20 protein-coding genes are annotated in these 18,150 nt (G+C 32.9%); 13 read left to right on the top strand and 7 right to left on the bottom strand.

Translation table 11 applies throughout. The features are described from left to right. Positions 1-36 precede the first annotated feature (36 nt). Entirely contained in the window at positions 37-747 is a 711-nt protein-coding gene (locus ACMGE9_RS06310) for a PepSY domain-containing protein (protein ID WP_414044387.1), read from the top strand. Between the two features lie 227 nt (positions 748-974). Beyond that, positions 975-1,367 carry a DUF3021 family protein gene (locus ACMGE9_RS06305; RefSeq protein ID WP_414044386.1) on the top strand — a complete coding sequence of 131 codons (393 nt, stop codon included), beginning with the start codon at positions 975-977 and terminating at the stop codon, positions 1,365-1,367. Between the two features lie 134 nt (positions 1,368-1,501). On the opposite strand, the gene ACMGE9_RS06300 is transcribed toward ACMGE9_RS06305, so the two are convergent. Further along, positions 1,502-2,935 (bottom strand): protein adenylyltransferase SelO, encoded by a 1,434-nt coding sequence (locus ACMGE9_RS06300; RefSeq protein ID WP_414044385.1) that lies wholly within the window; start codon positions 2,933-2,935, stop codon positions 1,502-1,504. A gap of 179 nt (positions 2,936-3,114) precedes the next feature. Between ACMGE9_RS06300 and ACMGE9_RS06295 the strand changes: the two genes are divergently transcribed. After that, on the top strand, positions 3,115-3,585 hold the full coding sequence (locus tag ACMGE9_RS06295) for a DUF1440 domain-containing protein (RefSeq protein WP_414044384.1): 471 nt from the start codon (positions 3,115-3,117) through the stop codon (positions 3,583-3,585). A gap of 100 nt (positions 3,586-3,685) precedes the next feature. Here ACMGE9_RS06295 and ACMGE9_RS06290 read toward each other — a convergent pair whose 3' ends face one another. After that, a complete protein-coding gene (locus ACMGE9_RS06290; RefSeq protein WP_414044457.1) occupies positions 3,686-4,924 on the bottom strand; it encodes a M20 family metallo-hydrolase in 1,239 nt (412 codons plus the stop codon). A gap of 287 nt (positions 4,925-5,211) precedes the next feature. Here ACMGE9_RS06290 and ACMGE9_RS06285 point away from each other — a divergent pair, with 287 nt between their 5' ends. After that, positions 5,212-6,588, top strand: a complete 1,377-nt coding sequence (locus ACMGE9_RS06285; RefSeq protein WP_414044456.1) for a basic amino acid/polyamine antiporter — start codon at positions 5,212-5,214, stop codon at positions 6,586-6,588. Positions 6,589-6,644: 56 nt separating this feature from the next. Here ACMGE9_RS06285 and ACMGE9_RS06280 read toward each other — a convergent pair whose 3' ends face one another. Next, positions 6,645-7,025, bottom strand: coding sequence for a hypothetical protein (locus ACMGE9_RS06280; RefSeq protein ID WP_414044383.1), 381 nt, complete (start codon positions 7,023-7,025; stop codon positions 6,645-6,647). 102 nt (positions 7,026-7,127) lie between these two features. Here ACMGE9_RS06280 and ACMGE9_RS06275 point away from each other — a divergent pair, with 102 nt between their 5' ends. Continuing rightward, positions 7,128-7,706, top strand: coding sequence for a TetR/AcrR family transcriptional regulator (locus tag ACMGE9_RS06275; RefSeq protein ID WP_414044382.1), 579 nt, complete (start codon positions 7,128-7,130; stop codon positions 7,704-7,706). A 37-nt stretch (positions 7,707-7,743) separates the two neighbouring features. Here the strand turns inward: ACMGE9_RS06275 and ACMGE9_RS06270 are convergent, their stop codons facing one another. Next, complete coding sequence (locus tag ACMGE9_RS06270) at positions 7,744-8,289, bottom strand: NADPH-dependent FMN reductase (RefSeq protein WP_414044381.1); 546 nt, start codon at positions 8,287-8,289, stop codon at positions 7,744-7,746. 165 nt (positions 8,290-8,454) lie between these two features. On the opposite strand from ACMGE9_RS06270, the gene ACMGE9_RS06265 reads away from it, so the two are divergent. From ACMGE9_RS06265 to ACMGE9_RS06230, 8 genes are all read left to right on the top strand, one after another. Then, on the top strand, positions 8,455-9,306 hold the full coding sequence (locus tag ACMGE9_RS06265) for an arylamine N-acetyltransferase family protein (protein WP_414044380.1): 852 nt from the start codon (positions 8,455-8,457) through the stop codon (positions 9,304-9,306). Between the two features lie 85 nt (positions 9,307-9,391). Beyond that, the gene (locus ACMGE9_RS06260) at positions 9,392-10,585 is read left to right on the top strand and encodes an NAD(P)/FAD-dependent oxidoreductase (protein WP_414044379.1); all 1,194 of its coding nucleotides are present in this window, start codon (positions 9,392-9,394) and stop codon (positions 10,583-10,585) included. A 130-nt stretch (positions 10,586-10,715) separates the two neighbouring features. Beyond that, positions 10,716-11,177 (top strand): helix-turn-helix domain-containing protein, encoded by a 462-nt coding sequence (locus ACMGE9_RS06255; protein ID WP_414044378.1) that lies wholly within the window; start codon positions 10,716-10,718, stop codon positions 11,175-11,177. Further along, positions 11,174-11,371, top strand: coding sequence for a hypothetical protein (locus ACMGE9_RS06250; protein ID WP_414044377.1), 198 nt, complete (start codon positions 11,174-11,176; stop codon positions 11,369-11,371). Before ACMGE9_RS06255 ends, ACMGE9_RS06250 begins: the two co-directional genes overlap by 4 nt. A 127-nt stretch (positions 11,372-11,498) precedes the next feature. Next, the gene (locus tag ACMGE9_RS06245; protein WP_414044376.1) at positions 11,499-12,062 is read left to right on the top strand and encodes a helix-turn-helix domain-containing protein; all 564 of its coding nucleotides are present in this window, start codon (positions 11,499-11,501) and stop codon (positions 12,060-12,062) included. A gap of 105 nt (positions 12,063-12,167) precedes the next feature. Beyond that, the gene (locus ACMGE9_RS06240; RefSeq protein WP_414044375.1) at positions 12,168-12,326 is read left to right on the top strand and encodes a hypothetical protein; all 159 of its coding nucleotides are present in this window, start codon (positions 12,168-12,170) and stop codon (positions 12,324-12,326) included. A 54-nt stretch (positions 12,327-12,380) separates the two neighbouring features. Continuing rightward, positions 12,381-12,620, top strand: a complete 240-nt coding sequence (locus ACMGE9_RS06235; RefSeq protein WP_414044374.1) for a hypothetical protein — start codon at positions 12,381-12,383, stop codon at positions 12,618-12,620. Positions 12,621-12,849: 229 nt separating this feature from the next. Continuing rightward, positions 12,850-13,731, top strand: a complete 882-nt coding sequence (locus ACMGE9_RS06230) for an SDR family oxidoreductase (protein ID WP_414044455.1) — start codon at positions 12,850-12,852, stop codon at positions 13,729-13,731. Between the two features lie 54 nt (positions 13,732-13,785). On the opposite strand, the gene ACMGE9_RS06225 is transcribed toward ACMGE9_RS06230, so the two are convergent. From ACMGE9_RS06225 to ACMGE9_RS06215, 3 genes are all read right to left on the bottom strand, one after another. Next, entirely contained in the window at positions 13,786-14,496 is a 711-nt protein-coding gene (locus tag ACMGE9_RS06225) for a D-alanyl-D-alanine carboxypeptidase family protein (protein ID WP_414044373.1), read from the bottom strand. A gap of 147 nt (positions 14,497-14,643) precedes the next feature. Continuing rightward, positions 14,644-17,250: a bifunctional acetaldehyde-CoA/alcohol dehydrogenase gene (gene adhE, locus ACMGE9_RS06220; protein ID WP_414044372.1), complete on the bottom strand. Its 2,607-nt coding sequence runs from the start codon at positions 17,248-17,250 to the stop codon at positions 14,644-14,646. Positions 17,251-17,661: 411 nt separating this feature from the next. After that, a complete protein-coding gene (locus tag ACMGE9_RS06215; protein WP_414044371.1) occupies positions 17,662-18,090 on the bottom strand; it encodes an organic hydroperoxide resistance protein in 429 nt (142 codons plus the stop codon). Positions 18,091-18,150 lie beyond the last annotated feature (60 nt).

The following is an 18,150-nucleotide window of genomic DNA, read 5'->3' as shown; positions in this document are numbered from 1 at the left end:
AAGATAATACTATTAAAATAATAGGGGGAATTTAATATGAAATTTAAAATATTAAGTTTAATTCTAAGTTCGACATTAGCATTTGCAGCGTGTAATAATGATGCGAAGGATATTGAAAAAGCACCAAAAGATGAAACGAAAACGGAACAACAATCTGAAAAAACAGATACTAAAGCGACAGATACTAACGATGCAGATGATAATGCAAACAAAGATAATACAGCAAAAGATGATGCGGATGACGATAATCAAGCAGATGTTGATAATACTGATGAAGCAACTGAAGCAGATGACGATGATGATTCAAATGAAGCATCAATCAGCATTGATCAAATCAAAACTATGCCAGAAGATGCGATTAAAACAGCACAATCTAAGGTTCAAGGTGATCTAGAAAGTATTTCATTTGATCATGATAATAATAAATGGGTTTATGCAATTTCATTAATAGATTCTAATAAGAAGACGCATGAGATTAAAGTAGATGTAAAAGAGAATAAAGTTCTTTCGACTGAAGTAGAAGATGATACTGACAATGTTAAGACATTTGACTATGGTAAATTTGTACCTGTTGATAAAATCATCAAAACTGCTCAAAAAGTTTATGATGGTGATATAAAAGAGTGGTCACTTGACCATGATGACGGCAAATTTAAATATAATCTAGAAATCAAAGGCAAAGATGGTAAAACAAAAGAATTTGAAATTGATGCAAAAGATATGAAGATATTATCGCAAGATGCATAATAAAATATTAAGTTAACCAAATTATTGGTTAGCTTATTTTTTTATAAAAAAATAACTAATATTTCATAAAATTTAAGTTATGAATTTGTCACATTACACTAAAGATTATAGAGAATAGAGGTATATAATAAAAGTAAAAAAATACAATAAATTATAAAATTTGATTATCTATGATGAAATTAAAAGACATGTAAGGTTACTTAGATAAAATAGGAGGTACGTTTAGAATGAAGAAAAAATTAGTGATTCAAGGTTTAATTCGCGGCGGTATAGTTCTAGTATGTATGGGAATATCTCTTTATTTTTCAATGCAATCAGGCGATGAAAAGCAGACACAATCTATATTAGCTGCAACGATTATTAGTGTAGCTCTAGCAGCTTTCTCAGTTATATATGACTATGATGTTTGGACCGTTAAAAAGAAAATTATCGCACATACAATATGTATGTTATTCACTGTATATCCTGCACTAATCATTAGTGGTTGGTTTGATACAAGTCAACCATCTGGATATTTAACTGCACTATTAAGTTTCGTAATATTTGGTGTTATTGGTGCTTCGATAGGTTATTTAGTAAGTAAGTACGTATTGAAAAATGTTCCTGAACATCATAAGTAACATAATGATAGAGTGAGCTATTGTTCAACTCCTATGAATAATCAATCAAAAAGAAAGAGAAATTCGATTTTTAATCGAATTTCTCTTTCTTTTTTAGATTTACTGAAATATGAGTCATTGTATAACCTTCAATATTAAGTTCCACAATACGTCTGATAATCTTTATTGCTTGGTGGAGCTGGATTGAGAAATTTTACGTTATGGTTATCGTCAAATGGCTTTTTGATAGCTTCAAGTAATTGATTTAACTTTGTATAATCACGAGCGATTGTCGCATCACTCAGTGCTTCTTCTACAAGATGATTTCTTGGTATGATAGCTGGGTTTACGGATTGCATGAGGTCGTGCGCATCAGTTACTGTATGTTGTTTGATAAACGTTTCCCATCGTTTATACCAAGATTGTATATCGTCAAATTTATAAAATGATTTATCAGTGAATGTGTTTGTCGCTAAACTTCTAAATGTACTTGTAAAGTCGAGTTCATATTTTTCAAATAGTGTGAGTAAATCGATTACCAGTTGAAAATCTTGTCGTTGAATGTTCTCTATACCAATCTTCTTACCAAAATGTTGAATGTAATGTTGAACGTAAAGATCTTGATAAGTACCCAGTGCTGTTTCAGCATATTGTATAGCAGTCTCTTCATGCGAATCAATTAATGGTACTAAAGTCTCAGCGAAACGTGTTAAGTTCCATAAACCAATACTAGGCTGATTGTTGTATGCATATCTACCGTATTGATCAATAGAACTAAAAACAGTTGCTGGATTATATGTATCCATAAAGGCGCACGGGCCATAATCAATCGTTTCTCCGCTTATCGTCATATTATCTGTGTTCATGACACCGTGAATAAAGCCGATGGATTGCCATTTAGCAATGAGAGTGGCCTGTTTTTCTATTACCTTATTCAGCAATGATAGATATGGATTATGACTATCTTTGATTTCTGGATAATGCCGCTCAATTGCATAATCGGCTAATGCTTTAATATTCTTTTTATCTTCAGTACGAATTGCATATTCAAATGTTCCAATACGTAGATTACTTTGAGCAATACGAACAAGGACAGCACCAGGCAGTGATGTTTCACGGTAAACATTATCTCCTGTTAGAGTTACGGCAAGGCTACGTGCTGTAGGTATATTAAGATTCTGCATTGCTTCACTAATAATATATTCTCTAAGCATAGGTCCAATTGCAGCACAACCATCACCAGTTCTGGAGAAAAGTGTTCTTCCTGAGCCTTTTAATTGAATATCGTATCGCTCGTCGCCCTTCGTCACATGTTCACCGAGCACATGTGCACGCCCGTCACCAAGCATTGTGAATTGTCCAAACTGATGCCCTGCGTAAGCATGTGCACTTGGCTCACTTCCAGGAATAATTAGAGTTCCTGTTAAATATTCAGGATGATGTTGTAGATCTGTATCTAAATTGAGTTGTTCAGCTAATTCTTTATTGAATATGATAAGCTCAGATTGAGAAGATTTAGCTGGATTACATAACTCATAAAAATCATCTGATAATTTAAGAAAAGTATTATCGAAATTAAAATTAAACATGATTACCTCCACTCAAATTGAATATGGTTCAATCTTAACATTAGAAGTTTAGAAAGATAGATAAGAAGACTTATCATTTAGGCTAAAGCAACAATAGTGTATTATTGATAATTCGAAACGGCAATAATAAAATTATCAGTTTACAATGTGGGTATAATATATAAAAAAAGGGTGATTTGATGGACAAAACAAAATTATTAACTACTGCAGTAGCTGCTGGTTTGATTGGCGGTATGGTTAAGATAGGATTTGAAAGTTTATTACCACCTAGAACGCCTGAAAGAGAAAAAGAGACACCACCTGAGACACTTTTAAGACAAATAGGCATACCTGATAATATTAGAAACTTAAAATATTCTTATTCAGGACACCAACTGCCAATAACAACATCTCTTGTTCATCATGGGTTCTCTATTGGTGCAAGCGTTCCTTATGCACTTTTAAAAGACGCGTTTCCAGTCATTTCTTTGGGTAAAGGCAGTTTATATGGCACTGGATTATTCGTATTATTCCATGAGGTGCTTTTGCCGATAACTAAGACTGTACCAACTCCTGCAAAACAACCAATAGAAGAACATATTTCAGAATTTATCGGCCATATCGTATGGATGTATACAATAGATCGCATTATTACTAGTGAATTAAAGTAAAAGATTAAGGAGATATTATCGTGACGCATAAGGATATTTTTTGCTAGATTAATAATATTCTTAAAAGCGACTGGGAAAAATTTCTCCAGTCGCTTAATTTTTATAATTTTGTACTTGCAGATGCGAGCTCTAATGCCGTATCTATTAATACGTTAATACCATTTTTTATTTGATCTTCGGTAACTGATTCTGATGGTGAATGACTGATACCGTCTTTACATGGGATAAATATCATACTTGTGGGACAAAACTTAGCCATATGCATTGCATCGTGTCCGGCACCACTAAACATACGACGACTAGAAAGTTTTTGATGCATTACTTTTTCTTCAATAATATCAGCAATTTTCTCAGAGAGTGCAATGGGTGTGTCATTACCAAGAGATTCGATTGTTATTTCGATATCACGTTTAGAGCATATGAATTCAATTTGTCCTATGATTTTTTGAACAACGCCATCGCGAATATCTTTATTTATCCCTCTAATATCAATTAATAAAGTTACATCTCCTGCTACGGCATTCATTGTATTTGGTGAGACGTTAATACCACCAACTGTTGCGACGATACCGTCTTGATGATATTCATGAGCGATTGTTTCTACGCTTTGAATAATCTCAGCACCACATACTAAAGCATCTTTTCGCATCGTCATGGGCGTTGAACCTGAATGACTCGTTATTCCATTTAAAGTAACTTTTAAACGTTCTGGTGCTGCAATGTGTGTAACAATACCAATATCTTTTTCTTTTTTCTCTAGGATAGGGCCTTGTTCTATGTGTAATTCTAAGAATGCTTTCATATTGTTATTATCGTGAAATGAAGAACGAGATGAGTCGGTAGAAGCCATTGTTTCAATTACTTCAAGTAAAGTTTCTCCATTTTTATCTATGATATTTTTCATGTCTGCTTCACTTAACAATCCACATAAATACTTACTACCGATAGTTGATACATTAAATCTAGCTGATTCTTCACAACTAAAGGCAATGATTTCAATAGGATGGTCTGTGATAAGCTTTAAATCATTAAGGTGTCTAACGACTTCTAATGCACCTACCACACCGAGTAATCCATCATATTGTCCACCCTCTGGAACAGTATCTATGTGTGATCCAATCACAACAGCGGGCAATGAGTTATCTTTGCCATCTCTTCTAGCGATAACATTACCAATCCTATCAAAATAAACACTCATACCTAATTCTTGACAGTACATTGAAAATTTTAAAGCGGCTAATCGTTCATTATGGGTGAAAGCTAGGCGATTGATACCATCTAGCTGTGTACTAAAACCTAAATGATTAAAGCTTTTTAATGTTGAGAGCACACGATGCATATTCAAAGTAATCCCTCCTCGTAGTAATAAACAAGCTAATCACTTGTATTATAATATACTACAGTGTGATTATTAAAGAATTGTATGAATATTCACTGACAAATCATAAATGTAAAAGTTTTTACAATTTGTTTTTTTGAAAGCGTTTCTAAATAGTGTAGAATACTATTGTTAGCTGTAACTATAGTAGTAAAAATAAACATTAGAGCTGAACAGGATAAAAAATGACAGTGGAGTGAGTATTCTTGAATCAAGATAAAAGATTAGGGTTATTTGCCCTTGTTGCAATGGTAATAGGTTCGATGATTGGCGGTGGTGCATTTAACTTAATCACAGATATGGGTGGTAAATCAGGTGGTCTTTCAATTATCATCGGATGGATTATTACAGGAATTGGTATGATTTCTTTAGGATTAAGTTTTCAAAATTTAATGAGGATGAGACCTGATTTAGATGGTGGTATATATAGTTATGCAAAAGCTGGATTTGGAGATTACATGGGGTTTAATGCAGCTTGGGGTTATTGGTTCAGTACATTACTCGGTAATGTTGCATACGGTACTTTACTGATGACAGCACTAGGTACATTCTTGCCGATGTTTGAAGGAGGACACAATATACCTAGTATCATATTGGCTTCGATATTGTTGTGGAGTGTATTCTTCTTAATCTCTAAAGGTGTAAAGAACGCGGCATTTGTTAATATAATAGTTACAATAGCAAAGTTAATACCTATATTCGTGTTTATTATTGCTCTAATTGTAGTTTTTAATTTTGAAACATTTATGACGGGTTTTTATGGCATGACGGATAATGGCCAAAAATCATTTGATTTCTTCGATATGATGTCTCAAGTGAAAAGTACGATGATGGTTACAGTTTGGGCATTTCTAGGTGTTGAGGGTGCAGTAGTATTCTCAAGTAGAGCAAAGCATAGAAAAGATGTTGGTAAGGCAACAATCATTGGTCTAGTGAGTGTATTGATAATTTATATTATGATTACATTGCTTGCACAAGGCGTAATTATCCAAAATAAGATTGCAGATTTAGAAAGTCCATCAATGGCAGCAGTCATGGAACACATCGTGGGTGGATGGGGCGCACATTTCATAAATATTGGTCTAATGATTTCGGTAATGGGTGCATGGTTAGGTTGGTCATTACTATCAGCAGAGGTACCAAACTTAGCTGCAAAAGATAACATCTTCCCAGAATGGCTAGGTAGAGACAACAAAAATAGTGCACCAGTGAATGCGATGTTGATAACCTTCTTAATTATTCAAACGTTCTTTATTACATTATTGTTTACAGATAAAGCATATCGATTTGCATTTAGCCTAGCATCATCAGCAGTCCTATTACCTTATGCCTTTAGTGCATTCTATCAATTAAAGTTTAGTAGACAGCATAAATTATCAATCACCCAAAAAATAATTGGATTAATTGCTTCTGTTTATAGTATTTGGCTTATTATCGCAGCCGGAATTGAATTTTTGCTTTTGACGATGATGTTATTTTTCCCAGGCATATTTGTATATTGTAAGGTTCAGAAGAAGCATGATAGGTCAATCACAAATATAGATAAATTAATCTTTGTAGCGCTCGGTATATTCACAATAGTAGGTATATATTTCATTATGAGTGGAAGAATAACGAGCTTTTAAATTAAACCGAATCATTTAAAATCTGAATGATTCGGTTTAATACTTGTGGAAACATATTAATTTAAATTAGCCGAGGAATTAATCTTAAGATTAATTCTATTGACGCTTAACGTGGTTACTATCATACCGCTGACAAGCAAGATAATACAATATGTAAGATAATCTTGTTCGATTTTAAATAATATATTTGTTCTAAACCAATTTTGTATAGGTAATCCTATACCTAGTAAAGTTGAAAAGAACAACAGTTTGATGCCGATATGTTTACCTTTCATTTTCTTGATTGAGTTATTTACGAATAATCGTAAGAATGCTAAACAAAAACCGAGGGCAAAGAAGATAAGCATAATGGTTTTTCCTGGATGATTTGTTATCATTGCATATCCTAATACTGTAACTGCTATAATAGAGAATAATATATGTGAAATTTTTTTCAAGTTGAAATTCCTTTCTTCAAATAAGTTATAACAATAACTATAGTAAGAACAGTTATTACTTGCAATGAACAAAATTAATGGATATGTCGGATGGTGGTTCGAATGAATACTTACGAGAAAATGAATATTGAAACAAGAAATAATATCGAAAATAGTTTTATTGAATTATTAAAAATGAAGTCTTTTGGGAAAATTACAATAATGGATATTTCAAAGAAAGCACAAGTAAATCGGAGTACTTTTTATCATCATTATTTAGACAAATATGATTTGTGTGAAAAGATGATAAAAAATATGATGTTACAATTGGAAATACTATTGAATAAAATTGATGCTCAAAATATTATTAATCAGATGGAAGACAATTTTTCAGTGATTTATTGTATTACTATTTTTCATTTCATAGAGGAAAGAAAAGAGACATTTAAGTTATTGATGCTTTCGGATTTGCCTTTTAATTTTGAAAAACATTTGAAACAATTATTGATTAAACAATTCAAAAACAATAGTTTATCGGTGTTTAGAGATTCAAAGATTCCAGATAACTATATCGCAAACTTTGCCGCATCTGCATTACTTGGTTTAATTGAAGAATGGATGCATCAAAACTTTAGAGATGAATCAGAAACAGTAGCAAATTATTTTTTTGATATTGTATATACGATGAGAAGTATTTCATAACTTAAAAACGAACCATTCGGATCCGAATGGTTCGTTTTTATTGCTTGGGAAATATAATCTGGTGATGATAAGTACTTACATTTTGGATGAATGCTTTTAACTGATCATTGACGGAATCATCTTGAAACCATCCATCTTTTCTTTCAATTCTTTTATTGTAACTAATCAATAATTGCCATTCCTCTTTTAGTGTTGCACCCATAATACTTAAATGTCTGTTCAATGCTTCAACTGCATGTTTACCAATCGGTGAATGAATAACAAATGCTGTAGGCTTTTGCATCAGTGTTGCTTCTGACAACATCCATTCAAGTGCGTTCTTTAAAATAGCTGGAACACCGCCCATGTATTCAGGGCTCACAATTACTAAAAAGTCAGCTTCTTTCACTTTCGCTCTCATCTGATTAACGATATCGTAATGTTCTTGATACTCCGTTTGTGGATTAAATAGCGGTAAATCTTTTACTTCATGAATCACTTCAAAAGTGTGTCCTTGTGATTCTAATTCAGCACCAACCTTCTCAAGTACTTTTAAGTTGGTTGAGTTTGCATACGGGTTCCCACTAATACCAACGATTTTCATTCCGTCACCTTTTCATTGTTTAATATGTAATGTAATTAGACAGTAATCCATCTCCCGGGATTAAGCAAGAATTTGGTTTTATTGTTATGTTTAAATTTGTATCATTGAAGCGATAGAGGACGTTCAATATAATAGAGGTGAAATAATATGTTTGGAGTGAAAGTTATGACGACATTACCAACAAGTACAGAATCATTTTCAGATGAACAAGTAATAAAGATTGATCAATATATCAATTTAGATGATCAATTTAATTACGATTCAGAAAATGAGATTAAATATAAGTTGAAAGTATCCTATTTAGACAAACTGATGAAATACTTTATGTACAAAGTACCCTTTGAAAATATCAGTGTGCAAAATAAAGTACCAATCGATTTAACTTTAGATGGATTATATCAAAAAATCATAACTGAACATCGTGGAGGTTATTGTTATGAGTTGAATACATTCTTTAAACATTATCTTATTAAAAAAGGTTTTGAAGCCTATAATGTATCAGCAACAATTATTACACCAAAAGGTAGAAGTAGAGAAGACTCTCATATGTCGACGATTGTATGTATCAATCATGAATACTATATCGCAGATGTTGGCTTTGGAGATTTACCTGTAAGTGCAATTCCAATTAGTACAGCGAATGATCATGATATTAAACTTGTAAATGATATAAATGGTAAATACCGCGCAATTCAAGTATCAGATGATAGTATCCTTGTACAAAAAGAGGTTGAAAATCATTTTGAGACATTATACGAATCAACATTTAAGCCAAAAGTCATCCATTACTTCAAGAGTAGTATCGAGTATAACCAAGTAAACCCAGAATCAATATTTGTGAGGCAATTATTAGTGACTATGCCAAAACCATTTGGCAGAGTTACAATGACACATAATAATTTAACACTGTCTAAAGCAGAAATGAAAAATATAGTGCCAGTAACACGAGATAATTACCAGCAGTTATTAAATGAATGCTTCGGTATAAATATAAAAATTAATCGATTAGAAAAATAGCATTCGAATTAGCCAACGCATATTAATAGCAACTTTGGGTATGTTGAAGTTAAAGAGAAAGAATCATTCTTAAGGGGTGTTAAATATGCATAATGGAAAAGTATATTGGCCAGATACGTATTTAAAGAAGTCTTATAAAGATGAAATTGATACACACTATGATGTTGTTATCATAGGTGGGGGGATGAGTGGTGCACTGACTGCATATCGTGTAGCAGAAAAAGGTTATAGCACGTTACTCGTTGAAAAAGATGAGATTGGCAGTGCGAGTAGTGCAGCAAATACAGGCTTAATGCAATATATGAGTGATAAATTACTGCATGAATGTATTAAAGACTTTGGTGAACTGGAAGCCTATCATTTCTATAAAGCGAGTAAAGAAGGTTTAGAAGACATTGAGAAGATTTCAAAATTACTCGATTCTAGAGTAAACTTTATAACACGTGATAGCCTCTTTATCGCATCTACTAAACGCGATAAAAAGACGATTAAAGATGAATATGAAGCGTTAAAATATTTTGATTTTCCTGTAGATTATATAGATCAGACACAACTATTAGAAGACTATGGTATTGATAAATATAATGCACTCATTACACATGAAGATGCCGAGATTAATCCATATGTATTTGTAAATGAAGTGGTAAAGCTTGCACATTCCAATTACCATTTAGATGTTATGGAACAAACTGAACTCATCAAATACAAAAAGGTAGATAATCAAATTGAATGTCAGTTTAATAACCAAACAATCACAGCCGATAAACTAATTATGACAACAGGCTATGCGAATAATAAAATAACGAAACGCTATATTAATCATGAGGAATTTGTTGCGAGTTATGCTGTTGTGACAGAGCCGATAGATGAAAAAGAATTTTGGAAAGATAAAGTGATGATATGGGAGTCTGCGAGACCCTATTTATATATTAGACATGTCCCGGGAAATAGAGTATTAATTGGTGGATTAGATGAAAAGACAGATAAAATACCAAACGAAAAACATATACAAAAACAAGGTAAGCGACTGATTAAAGCATTGAATAAACTTTATCCTGAGTTAGAACTTACGATAGAATATGCTTATGGAGCAAGGTTTGGTGAAACGAAAGATGGTAAGCCATTTATCGGCAAAATTGAAGAAGATGCAGAAGTATATGGCCTATATGGATATGGTGGTAACGGAACAGTCTATTCATCATTTGGTAGTAAACTATTACTTGATATGATTGAAGGAAAATACAATCCGTTGTCTGAAATCTTTAAACTGAAGCGATAATTTATAAGTTAAATAATCCGTAAAATAAGTATTCTACACATCGTAGAGTGCTTATTTTTATTGTTTCTACAATTGCTAGGTAGCTTCAGTGTATAGTAAAGATAATAATGATCTCGAGGAGGACAACTTAATGGAAATCAACAAAGCGATAAAAGAAAATCGTATTACAAAAAAACTAACACAAAAAGAGCTTGGCGATATATTAAACATTTCTGATAAAACAATATCAAGTTGGGAAACAGGAAGAACATATCCAGATGTCTCAATGATTATAAAATTGGCAGAAACATTTGATCTATCTTTAGACACTTTTTTAAAAGGAGACGATGAAATGATTAAGAAAATTGATAAAGATTTAAGATTTAAGAACATTTATAAGTACTTGCTAATATCACTAGGAGTATTCATCTTAGGATTATTTATATTTTTCAGTGTATATCAAAATAAGAATGAGATGGTTGATAGGATTAATCCCTTAATGGATTACCAAATAGGATATACTACACTGCCTAAAGAAGTAACTTATAATGGTGGTAAGAAATATGATGAGAAAAGAAAAAACCACAGTTTCCAGATCCGTATAAAAATATGATAGTTTTTGATACACCTTTTGGGGAAACCTCAACACTTACTTTTGAAGGCGGTCAAGCACCGGATAATAGACACTATGCAATGGTACACCATAAAGGACTTTATGTAGATAAGATTGCATTTGTAGAATGGGATGCAATTCCACCATTATATCGTCAAAATATGACTAAAAAATATGAAAAAATTGAGTATTAGATAACTATTACCTAGGAAATAAGAACTATAAATCATTTTATAGTCCTTATTTTGTTGTATTATAAAGATATTAGATGGCGAGAATTGGATTTGACAAGTTATGTTGAATGGGAAGGAGCTGTTGGATATGGATGTTGGAAATCAAATTAGAAAATATAGAAAAGGGATGGATTTTTCTCAAGCAGATTTGGCAGAGAAGATTTATGTTTCCAGTCAGACGATATCAAATTGGGAGAATGAAAGAAGTTATCCAGACTTACATAATTTGATTGCACTCAGTGTTCTATTCAATGTTTCTTTAGATGAACTAGTTAAAGGAGATGTAGTAGAAATGAGAAATGTAATTGATAAGAGTAGTATGAATCGTTATTCGTGGTGGATGTTAATATTTATGGTGTTGGGTGCTATATCTATTGGACCAGTATTAAAATATCTCGGAGATTGGGGAATGGTAATTAATTTTGGTTTAATGTTAATTGGATTGTATTACGCTTTAAAGATTGAGAAATTAAAATCGAAGTATAACGTTAAGACCTATGAAGAAATCGTTAAATTTTTCGATAATGGTGCCGAGGGAAATCCTTATTCTAGAGATTCATTGAAAGATCTTTGGCAGAGTATATTAATAGTACTATTATTTGTTGTAGTAACTGTATTTTTGGGTATAAGTAGTTTAAATTTATTTCAATAATATTGTTTAAGGACAATCTTTGGATTGTCCTTTTTTATGCATTAATAAATGAAATTGATTATATTGTGTAAAAAAAAGTATAATAAAATAAAAAGAGGTGTTCGTTTGGATAAAAGTAAAAAGTTATTAAGTATTATTGCGATGTTGCTTATTATTGTTGGATCAATTGTGTACTATGAAATGACGAAACAAGAGCATCTTAAACATATGATTGTTGTTGAAAGTTATGAAACTGATGATTTAAATATGAAAAATAAGTTATAAAATTCATATGATGAAGTCATTAACACATTCATTAATAAAAACAATTATAGTAATGTGGAAATCGCAAAAGGTGAAGGAATTAAATTAGGAAAAAAGAGTATTTATCCAACATTATTAATCTATCCAATGAATGACATTACGAATCATTATAAAGAAATTCCTTATATTGCACCCATTTTTGTAATTGAGCATAACAATAAATTTCAAATTTATTTAGATCCGAGGATTCAAGATAACTATCAAGATAAATTAACCCAATCTTTTGATGGTGATATGATTGCACAACAAAACTAGTTCTGCACGTTTAAATATTATATTAAACACGATGCACCTATTGAAAATATTAAAGGTGAAAAGTTCCAGTTTCCGAAATATAAATTAGAAATCGTAAAAGTATATAACAATAAGAAAGGCTAATTGTTTCACACGAAACATAAGAACAAAATTATTATTTTTTCCTACTTTTTAATTTTAGAATTTATAAAACGGGTATATATAGAGTATTACGCTTTTAGGAGGAATAATAATGTCAACAAATCCGTTAACAAAGCACTTTAATGATAAGTTCGAGAAACAGCCTCAGGAATATCCTGGTATTCAGAGCAAGATGACGCCTGTACCTGATTGTGGTGAAGAGAGCTACAAAGGTGCTGAGAAATTAGTTGGTAAAAAAGCACTTGTTACAGGTGGGGACTCTGGTATTGGCCGCGCTGCTGCTATCAGTTATGCACGTGAAGGCGCAGATGTTGCAATTAACTATCATCCTGATGAGCAAACAGATGCTGAAGAAGTGAAAAAGTATATTGAAGATGCAGGTCAGAAATGTGTCCTACTTCCTGGTGACTTACGCGACAAACAGTTTGCTAAAGATATGATTGATCAAGCACATGAAGCGCTAGGCGGTTTAGATATTCTAGTCCTCAATGCAGGAATGCAACAATATGAGTATGATATTGAAAACTTAGAAGAACAACAATTACGTGATACGTTTGAAGTGAATGTATTCTCCAATGTATTCTCTATTCAAGCGGCGATGAAATACTTACAACCTGGTTCGAGTATTATTATTACAAGTTCAATTCAGGGTGTAAAACCGAGTTTGCAACTTGTAGATTATGCAATGACGAAGAGTTGTAATATCTCAATTACGAAATCTTTAGCTGCACAACTTGGGCCAAAAGGTATTCGCGTTAATAGTGTTGCACCGGGTCCTGTTTGGACACCTTTACAAATTAGTGGTGGACAACATCAAGATAAAATTCCTGAGTTCGGTCAAAAAGAACCATTACAACGTGCTGGACAACCTGTAGAACTTGCAGATGTATATGTATTACTTGCGAGTGATAATGCAAGTTATATTACAGGGCAAGTTTATGGTATAACAGGTGGTTCACCGATTAACTAATAATATATTGAAATACACCGCTAACATTTGTTAGCGGTGTATTTTTATGAATTACTAGTACTTGCAAATGACACCACGAACACGGTGTTTACCTGATGCTAATCGTTTCTTACCTTGAATACCGAAATACTCCTCAAGTGTCACTTTATTGTATTTAATGCGTGCTGCATGTGTGCGACCAATATATCGAATGTGCCACGGTTCATACATAAATCCTGTCACGTTCTCTTTTCCTTTTAAGTAGCGAATAATGAAACCATATTTATGTGCATTTTTTTGTAGAAATTTTGAAGCACGTGTATACTCAAATGCTGTTGTTAAAGTACCGTAGTTGGTTCCATCTTTGATGTCCATTGCGAGACCGAGTTGATGTTCACTTGTACCAGGTCTTGCAGAGATGCGATTAGCATAAGCACTGCCGTACTGATAAACATAGTTATTATATAGATATTGTTGCGTGGCATAAGATCTAAATCCGTATGCACCGGGTTGGCCAACAACATCTAAGGTGATACCTTGCTTCTTAGCAGCATATTTCATTTTTTTGTACCATTTAATCATGGTCTTATTCGCCCCAGGATTATAATGTCTAGACATATAGTATTTCTTATTTGCTAAAGGTATACCATTAATCTTTGAAACAGTTTTGTGGTTAACAGAAATAGTACAACTTTTTTTGACTGTAGCTGCTTGAGTATCGTGCATTGGAATAATTGAAGTAAGCGTGATTAGACTCGCAACGGTTAACTTAGTCAACGTTTTCATATTATCACTCCTTTATATTTCATCCTCAAGTCTATTATAGCAAATATTGTAAAAGTTTCTTATGAGTAATGTGAATAAGTTATTACATAAAATAAAAGCGCCCAATGGACGCTTTTAAAGTATTATTACATGTTAATTGAATGATATTTATTGTTCGTAATCGTAAGCTGTTTTAATAATACCTTTTAACTCACTGATTAATGGTTCTTTAGGGTTTGCTGTTGTGCATTGGTCTTCATATGCAAGTTCAGCCATTTTATCAATGGTAGCATCGAGCATTGTTTCCGTTACGCCTTGTGATTTTAAGTTCATTTGAATACCAATTGATTGTCCTAACTTATAGACTGCAGTGGAAAATGCTTCTACAAGTTCTTCAGTTGTTTCACCTTTTAATCCTAAGAATCTAGCAATTTCTGCATAATCAGTGTGCGCTCTGAAGAATTCATATTTAGGGAATAATGCGTGTTTTTGTGGATCTTTAGCATTGTAACGAATAACATGTGGCAATAGTATTGCGTTTGTTCTACCATGAGGGATGCCATACTCTCCACCTATTTTATGTGCAATTGAGTGATTTATACCTAAGAATGCATTAGCAAATGCCATTCCTGCCATGGTTGAAGCATTGTGCATTTTTTCGCGAGATAACTTATCGCCTTGATCAACAGATTGTTTTAAGTATTCAAATGTTAATTTAATCGCTTGGAGACTTAATCCTCTTGTATAATCTGATGCCATAACTGAAACATATGATTCTATTGCATGTGTTAATACATCCATTCCAGTATCAGCAGTTACACTTTTTGGCACACTCATTACAAATTGAGGATCAATGATAGCTACATCTGGTGTTAAAGCATAATCAGCTAAAGGATATTTAACGTGTGTGTCACTATCTGTAATTACCGCAAATGGTGTTACTTCAGAACCTGTTCCTGATGTTGTTGGGATACAAATGAATTTTGCATTTTCTGGTTTGCCAATTTTATAAGTACGTTTACGAATATCCAAGAATTTTTGTTTTGCGCCGAAGAATGATGTTTCTGGGTGTTCAAAGAACATCCACATTGCCTTTGCAGCATCCATTGCTGATCCACCACCAAGGGCGATTATTGTATCAGGTTGGAAGTCGGTAATCATTTCTAACCCTTTATATACTGTATTCGTTGATGGGTTGGGTTCAACATCACTAAAAATTTTGATGTCAGGTTGTGTTTGTCTTCTTTGTAGGACTTCTTGAACAAGAGTTGCATAACCATGTTCAACCATACCAGGGTCACAAACGAGCATGACACGTTCTACTTTCTCCATTTCTGCTAAGTAAAGTAAAGAATTTTGTTCGAAATAAATTTTTGGTGGCAATTTGAACCATTGCATGTTGTTGCGACGTTTCGCTATTGTTTTGATGTTAATTAAATCTTGTGAAGATACATTATGAGACACTGAGTTTTTACCATGAGAGCCACAGCCTAAAGTTAATGATGGAATTAACTCATTATACATATCACCAATACCTCCTGCAGCAGATGGTGTATTCACTAATATACGACAAGCTTTCATGCGTAAACCAAAAGCATTTTGTAATTGTTCGTCTTCTGAGTGTATAACAGCTGTATGACCTAAACCACCTAAGTTGAGCATAGCATCACATAGTTTTAATGCTTGTTCAGTAGAAGCGGCTTTTACCATTGCAAGTACAGGTGACAGTTTTTCACGTGATAACGGATAAGCTTCACCAACACCACTAAGTTCGGCTATTAATAATTTTGTACCAACAGGTACTTTGATATCTGCTAATTCAGCGATTTGGATTGCTGATCGTCCAACAATTTCAGGACGTACAGCATATTTACCATCATTCATGACAGCGTCTTCTAATAACTTTAATTCCTTTTTGTTTACGATATAACATTGATGTGCTAAGAACTCTGCTTTCACAGATTCGTAGACGTCTGCATCGACGATAACAGCTTGCTCAGAAGCACAGATCATACCATTATCGAATGTTTTAGAGGCAATCACATCATTCACTGCACGTTTTATGTGTGCTGATTTTTCGATATATGATGGTACGTTACCAGGACCTACACCTAATGCGGGCTTTCCAGTTGAATACGCTGATTTCACCATGCCAGCACCACCTGTTGCTAAAACTAATGCAATGTGTTCATGATTCATTAATTGTTTTGTTGCTTCTACAGATGGATGCTCAATCCATTGAATCGCGTGAAGTGGAGCACCAGCTTTAACAGCTGCATTTAAAACAACTTGAGCTGCAGCTTTTGAGGATGCTTGTGCACTCGGATGAAATGCAAAGATGATTGGATTACCCGTTTTGATTGCAATCATAGCCTTAAATATTGTTGTAGATGTTGGGTTTGTTGTTGGTGTTACACCGCATAACACGCCTACAGGTTCAGCAACATATGTTAATCCTTTTTGTTTATCTTCTCCAATAATGCCTACCGTTTTATTGTCTTTAATTGAGTTCCAAATATATTCTGAAGCATATAAGTTTTTAATTGCTTTATCTTCATATACACCACGACCCGTTTCTTCTACAGCTTGTTTCGCTAACGACATATGATGTTCTACGGCTGCCATACTCATTTCATGAACAATATGATTGATTTCTTCTTGAGTTTTATTTGCTAAAATACGTAATGCAACTTGTCCGTTTTCAGCTAAAGTATCAATCATTTGTTTTACTGCGCCTTCTGTTTCTACTTGTTTTTTTTCTAATACTGCTACCATAGTAATTCCTCCTATTTACTTTGTGAATCATTTCACAAATAATATAATATAATAACTGAGGAGGGTAAAGTATATTTGTTATAAAAGATATCTTCATTCAGGAGATTGTGACAAAAGAAAAATGTAAAAAAACATTTATCAATTTGTAAGCGTATGCAATCATATATCATGCTTACGATTATTTATTTTCAAATTGATTTCAATTATGAACAATTAGGTAATTAAAGTTGCATAGATTAGAAATATTACATGAAAAATTAGTATGTTCGCGCTTACATCTCGATATTTCAATATAGTAGAGGGTATAAATATTTAAAAATAAACACTTTGTGATTTAAATCACAAAGTTTTTGTGTAAAAAAGACGTCTTAAAAATCAAGGCGCCTTTAATCTATAAAAAAGACAGGGGAATTAATCACCAACTACTGATAATTCAATATCAATTGAGTTTTTTAACGCTTTTGAATAAGGACAATAGTTATGTGCTTTTTCAACAAATGCTTCTGCAGTTGCTTGATCTAAACCTTCGACTCTCACTTCTAATTCTGCAGCTAGTTTTACGCCACCATCTGTTGAGTCGCTTAATAACATTGCAGTTCCTCTTACTTCAGGATCGACGTTTTTATGACCCGCTTGTTTCAGGATTAGTGTTAACGCACTATTGAAACATGCTGCATAACCTGCTGCAAATAATTGTTCTGGATTTGATTCGGTAGTACCTTTACCACCTAATTCTTTTGGTGATTCAATATCTAAATAGAAAGTGTTATCCTCACTAAATACTTTACCATTACGTCCGCCTTTACTAATTACAGTTGTGTCATATAATACTTTTTCCATGATAAAAACTCCTTTTATTTTTATTAGTCGTGCAAGATTGATATTTATAATATTATATCC

The sequence above is a fragment of the Macrococcus animalis genome (assembly GCF_047425875.1).
Classification (GTDB): domain Bacteria; phylum Bacillota; class Bacilli; order Staphylococcales; family Staphylococcaceae; genus Macrococcoides; species Macrococcoides animalis.
Note: the sequence above shows the minus strand (reverse complement) of the source record. Positions and strands in the feature narration are given on the sequence as shown.

What these genes read in the sequence shown, in the direction of transcription:
- ACMGE9_RS06265 (WP_414044380.1), top strand. Translation starts at nt 8,455, where the DNA reads ATGACGACATTACCAACAAGTACAGAATCATTTTCAGATGAACAAGTA.
- ACMGE9_RS06215 (WP_414044371.1), bottom strand. Translation starts at nt 18,090, where the DNA reads ATGGAAAAAGTATTATATGACACAACTGTAATTAGTAAAGGCGGACGT.
- ACMGE9_RS06260 (WP_414044379.1), top strand. Translation starts at nt 9,392, where the DNA reads ATGCATAATGGAAAAGTATATTGGCCAGATACGTATTTAAAGAAGTCT.
- ACMGE9_RS06300 (WP_414044385.1), bottom strand. Translation starts at nt 2,935, where the DNA reads ATGTTTAATTTTAATTTCGATAATACTTTTCTTAAATTATCAGATGAT.
- ACMGE9_RS06225 (WP_414044373.1), bottom strand. Translation starts at nt 14,496, where the DNA reads ATGAAAACGTTGACTAAGTTAACCGTTGCGAGTCTAATCACGCTTACT.
- adhE (WP_414044372.1), bottom strand. Translation starts at nt 17,250, where the DNA reads ATGGTAGCAGTATTAGAAAAAAAACAAGTAGAAACAGAAGGCGCAGTA.
- ACMGE9_RS06270 (WP_414044381.1), bottom strand. Translation starts at nt 8,289, where the DNA reads ATGAAAATCGTTGGTATTAGTGGGAACCCGTATGCAAACTCAACCAAC.
- ACMGE9_RS06275 (WP_414044382.1), top strand. Translation starts at nt 7,128, where the DNA reads ATGAATACTTACGAGAAAATGAATATTGAAACAAGAAATAATATCGAA.
- ACMGE9_RS06295 (WP_414044384.1), top strand. Translation starts at nt 3,115, where the DNA reads ATGGACAAAACAAAATTATTAACTACTGCAGTAGCTGCTGGTTTGATT.
- ACMGE9_RS06255 (WP_414044378.1), top strand. Translation starts at nt 10,716, where the DNA reads ATGGAAATCAACAAAGCGATAAAAGAAAATCGTATTACAAAAAAACTA.
- ACMGE9_RS06290 (WP_414044457.1), bottom strand. Translation starts at nt 4,924, where the DNA reads ATGCATCGTGTGCTCTCAACATTAAAAAGCTTTAATCATTTAGGTTTT.
- ACMGE9_RS06250 (WP_414044377.1), top strand. Translation starts at nt 11,174, where the DNA reads ATGATAGTTTTTGATACACCTTTTGGGGAAACCTCAACACTTACTTTT.
- ACMGE9_RS06310 (WP_414044387.1), top strand. Translation starts at nt 37, where the DNA reads ATGAAATTTAAAATATTAAGTTTAATTCTAAGTTCGACATTAGCATTT.
- ACMGE9_RS06285 (WP_414044456.1), top strand. Translation starts at nt 5,212, where the DNA reads ATGGTAATAGGTTCGATGATTGGCGGTGGTGCATTTAACTTAATCACA.
- ACMGE9_RS06245 (WP_414044376.1), top strand. Translation starts at nt 11,499, where the DNA reads ATGGATGTTGGAAATCAAATTAGAAAATATAGAAAAGGGATGGATTTT.
- ACMGE9_RS06305 (WP_414044386.1), top strand. Translation starts at nt 975, where the DNA reads ATGAAGAAAAAATTAGTGATTCAAGGTTTAATTCGCGGCGGTATAGTT.